Source organism: Streptomyces sp. 8L (assembly GCF_020176795.1).
Classification (GTDB): domain Bacteria; phylum Actinomycetota; class Actinomycetes; order Streptomycetales; family Streptomycetaceae; genus Streptomyces.
This window is the reverse complement of record NZ_JAIUKE010000185.1, coordinates 1-3,779: the sequence shown is the minus strand read 5'-3', so window position 1 is coordinate 3,779 and position 3,779 is coordinate 1. Positions and strand designations below refer to the sequence as shown.

The following is a 3,779-nucleotide window of genomic DNA, read 5'->3' as shown; positions in this document are numbered from 1 at the left end:
GGGGGGCCCCCCCCCCCCCCCCCCGCCCCCCCCCCCGCCCCCCGGGCCCCCCCCCGGGGGGGCCCCCCCCCCCCCGGGCGGCGCCCCGGCGCCGCCGGGCGCGCCCGCCGCGGCGCGCAGCCGCCCGACCGCGGTCAGCACCGGGGGCAGGGCGTCCGCCGACCGCAGCCGTACGAGCAGCGCGAGCGCCGGCGTCCCGCGCACCGGCTCCGCCCCCGGCGCCGGCCCCCCCCCGGGGGGGGCGCCGCGGCCGGGGGAGGGCAGCGTGCACAGGGCCGCCGTGCCCGGCACGGCCCGCACCGGTGGCTCCTCGTCGCTCCAGGGCGCCACGCCCACCATCACGTGCAGGCCGTCCGCGCTCGGGCCGAGCGCCGTGCGCAGCGCCGCAAGCGCCATGTCGCGCTCCCAGCCGTGCTCGGCGGTGAGCACCGCGCGCAGCTCGCGCGCCAGGTCGGCGTCCGCCTTGACGTCCTCCGCGAGGAGGTCGCCGATCCGGGCCGTCACCTCCATGGCCGCCGCCAGCCGGGCGGGTTCGGGACCGCTCTCCGAGTCGTCCAGCAGCCACACGTAGCCCAGCACCATCCCCCGATGGCGTACCGGCAGGCAGATGCGGCCGCGGAAGACGCCCGCGTCGGGCGAGGCGGGGATGCGGACCGGGCCGGTCGCCCGTGTGATGCCGAAGGCCTCGAACCAGGCGCGCACCCCGGGAGAGGACTTGCGGGTCAGGATCGAGCGGGTCCTGACCGGGTCCATCACCAGGTCGTCGTCGCTGTCGTGGGCGCCGAAGGCGATCAGCCCGAAGTCGCGGTTCTCCAGCGTCGCCGGCACGCCGGCCAGCGCCGAGACCTCGTCGACCAGCTCCTGGTAGTCGCCCTTCATCCGGCCATTCTCGCACCGCTTCAGACATGTGTCTGAGATCCCGGCCACGGATGCGTGACAGGTGTCGATGGCACAGGATCGGAGCGCTCCCTAGCGTGCGAAGTGGCCGGGGAGTCCCGCGGCCCGCTCGATCTCTCATGGAGGTGCCCGTGCTGGGTCCCGTGATTCTCGCCGCGTCGCGGAGCGACGCCCTGCGCCGCACCCTTTCCGCCGCGCCCCTGACCAAGCCGGTCGTCAAGCGCTTCATAGCGGGCGAATCGATCGAGGCGACCGCCCCGGCCATCGAGGAGATGGCGGACAAGGGCCTTGAGGTCACCCTCGACGTGCTCGGCGAGGACGTCACCGACCCGGCGGAGGCGACCCGGTCCCGCGACGCCTACCTGCGCCTGATCGAGGTCCTCGGTCCGCTCCAGCTCGGCGAGCGCGCCGAGATGTCCGTAAAGCTGTCCTGCATGGGCCAGGCCCTCGGCGGCGGCCACGACATCGCGCTGAAGAACGTCACCGCCATCGTCGAGGCGGCGAACGCCATCGGCACCACGGTCACCCTCGACGCCGAGGACCACACCACCGTCGACTCGACGCTCGCGATCCACGCGGCGCTGCGCGAGCGCTTCCCCCGTACGGGCGCGGTCGTCCAGTCGTACCTCTTCCGTACCGAGGACGACTGCCGGAACCTCGCCGCCGCCGGCAGCCGGGTCCGCCTGGTCAAGGGTGCCTACAAGGAGCCCGCGTCCGTCGCCTACCAGGACAAGGCGGAGGTCGACAAGGCGTACGTGCGCGGCCTGCGCATCCTCATGGACGGCGACGGGTACCCGATGGTCGGATCGCACGACCCGCGGATCATCGCCATCGCCCAGGAGCTCGCGCAGCGCGCGGGCCGCAAGCTCACCGACTACGAGTTCCAGATGCTGTTCGGAATCCGCTCCGCGGAACAGCACCGGCTGGCCGCCGAGGGGCACCGCATGCGCGTGTACGTCGCCTACGGGACCGACTGGTACGGCTACTTCATGCGGCGCCTCGCGGAGCGCCCCGCCAACCTCGCCTTCTTCCTGCGCTCGCTCGCCGGCCGCGGCTGAACGGCCCGGCCCCCCGCCCGCCCCGACGACACCTTCCCGACTCATCCGATTGGAGTGACGGCTGACATGGACGCCGTGACCAAGGTTCCCGCCCCGGTGAACGAGCCGGTGCTCGGTTACGCGCCCGGCTCGCCCGAGCGCGCCCGGCTGGAGGCCGAGCTCAAGGAGCTGGCCGAGCACCCGCGCGACCTGCCGATGACCATCGGAGGCGTCAAGCGCATGGGCGGCGGCGAGCGCGTCGACGTCGTGCAGCCGCACCGTCACAAGGCCGTGCTCGGCACGTTCGCGGGCGCCACCCGCGAGGACGCGCAGGACGCCGTCGACGCGGCGCTCGCCGCCGCGCCCGCCTGGCGCGCGATGTCCTTCGACGACCGCGCCGCGATCATCCTGCGCGCCGCCGAGCTGCTGTCGGGCCCGTGGCGCCAGACGATCGCCGCCGCGACCATGCTGGGGCAGGGCAAGACCGCGCAGCAGGCCGAGATCGACGCCCCCTGCGAGCTGATCGACTTCTGGCGCTTCAACGTCAGCTACGCGCGCGACCTGCTCGCCGAGCAGCCGCCCGCCAACTCGGCCGGCGTGTGGAACCGGCTCGACCACCGCCCGCTCGAAGGCTTCGTCTACGCGATCACGCCGTTCAACTTCTCGGCGATCGCGGCCAACCTGCCGACCGCGCCCGCGCTGATGGGCAACGTCGTCGTGTGGAAGCCCTCCCCGACCCAGACGCTCGCCGCCGTACTCCTCATGGAGCTGCTGGAGGAGGCGGGCCTGCCGAAGGGCGTCATCAACCTGGTGACGGGCGACGGCATCGCGGTCTCCGACGTGGCGCTGACCCACCGCGACCTGGCCGGCATCCACTTCACCGGCTCGACCAACACCTTCCGCCACCTGTGGAAGACGGTCGGCACCAACATCGAGAACTACCGCACCTACCCGCGCATCGTCGGCGAGACCGGCGGCAAGGACTTCGTCGTCGCGCACCCGAGCGCCGACCGCGCCGTCCTGAAGACCGCGCTGACCCGCGGCGCCTTCGAGTACCAGGGCCAGAAGTGCTCGGCCACGTCGCGCGCGTACATCCCCGCGTCGATCTGGAACGACGGCTTCAAGGAGGAGTTCGCTGCGGAGGTCGACGGCATCCCGATGGGTGACGTCACCGATCTCACGAACTTCATCGGCGCCGTGATCGACGACCGCGCGTTCGCGAAGAACAAGGCCGCCATCGACCGCGCCGCGGCCGACCCGGCCTGCACGATCGTCGCGGGCGGCACGTACGACGACTCCGTCGGCTACTTCGTCCGCCCGACGGTCATCGCGTGCACGGACCCGGCCAACGAGGTCTTCACCGCCGAGTACTTCGGCCCGATCCTCGCCGTGCACGTCTACGACGACGCCGACTACGACGCCATGCTCGACCAGATGGAGTGCGTCGCGGACTATGCGCTCACTGGGTCCTTCATCTCGCGGGACCGTGCCGCCACGGCGGCGGCGATGGAGAAGCTGCGGTACGCCGCGGGCAACTTCTACATCAACGACAAGTCGACCGGCGCCGTCGTCGGCCAGCAGCCGTTCGGCGGCGCGCGGGCCAGCGGCACCAACGACAAGGCGGGCGCCCCGCAGAACCTGATGCGCTGGACGCAGACCCGCGCCATCAAGGAGGCGCTGCTCCCGCCGACCGACTACGGCTACCCGCACATGGGCTGACGGCCCGCCTTGTCGTTGGTGCCGCTGGCCCGCGCGCCGCCGCACGGCGGCTGGCCGCCGCCGGGGGCGGTCGCCATGGCGTTTTTGTTTGAGTTGGCCCCGGCGGTCCGCAGCGGGAGCCTCCCC

The 3,779-nt window shown here is 73.1% G+C and carries 2 protein-coding genes and 1 pseudogene; 2 read left to right on the top strand and 1 reads right to left on the bottom strand.

Going from position 1 to position 3,779, the window contains the following annotated elements:
- Nucleotides 1-879, bottom strand: a pseudogene (locus LCE31_RS17090) (PucR family transcriptional regulator); the annotation flags it as partial.
- Between the two features lie 149 nt (nucleotides 880-1,028).
- On the opposite strand from LCE31_RS17090, the gene LCE31_RS17085 reads away from it, so the two are divergent.
- A complete protein-coding gene (locus LCE31_RS17085) occupies nucleotides 1,029-1,955 on the top strand; it encodes a proline dehydrogenase family protein (RefSeq protein WP_225015141.1) in 927 nt (308 codons plus the stop codon).
- A 66-nt stretch (nucleotides 1,956-2,021) separates the two neighbouring features.
- Nucleotides 2,022-3,653 carry an L-glutamate gamma-semialdehyde dehydrogenase gene (pruA, locus tag LCE31_RS17080; RefSeq protein WP_225015140.1) on the top strand — a complete coding sequence of 544 codons (1,632 nt, stop codon included), beginning with the start codon at nucleotides 2,022-2,024 and terminating at the stop codon, nucleotides 3,651-3,653.
- The last annotated feature ends 126 nt before the right edge of the window (nucleotides 3,654-3,779 follow it).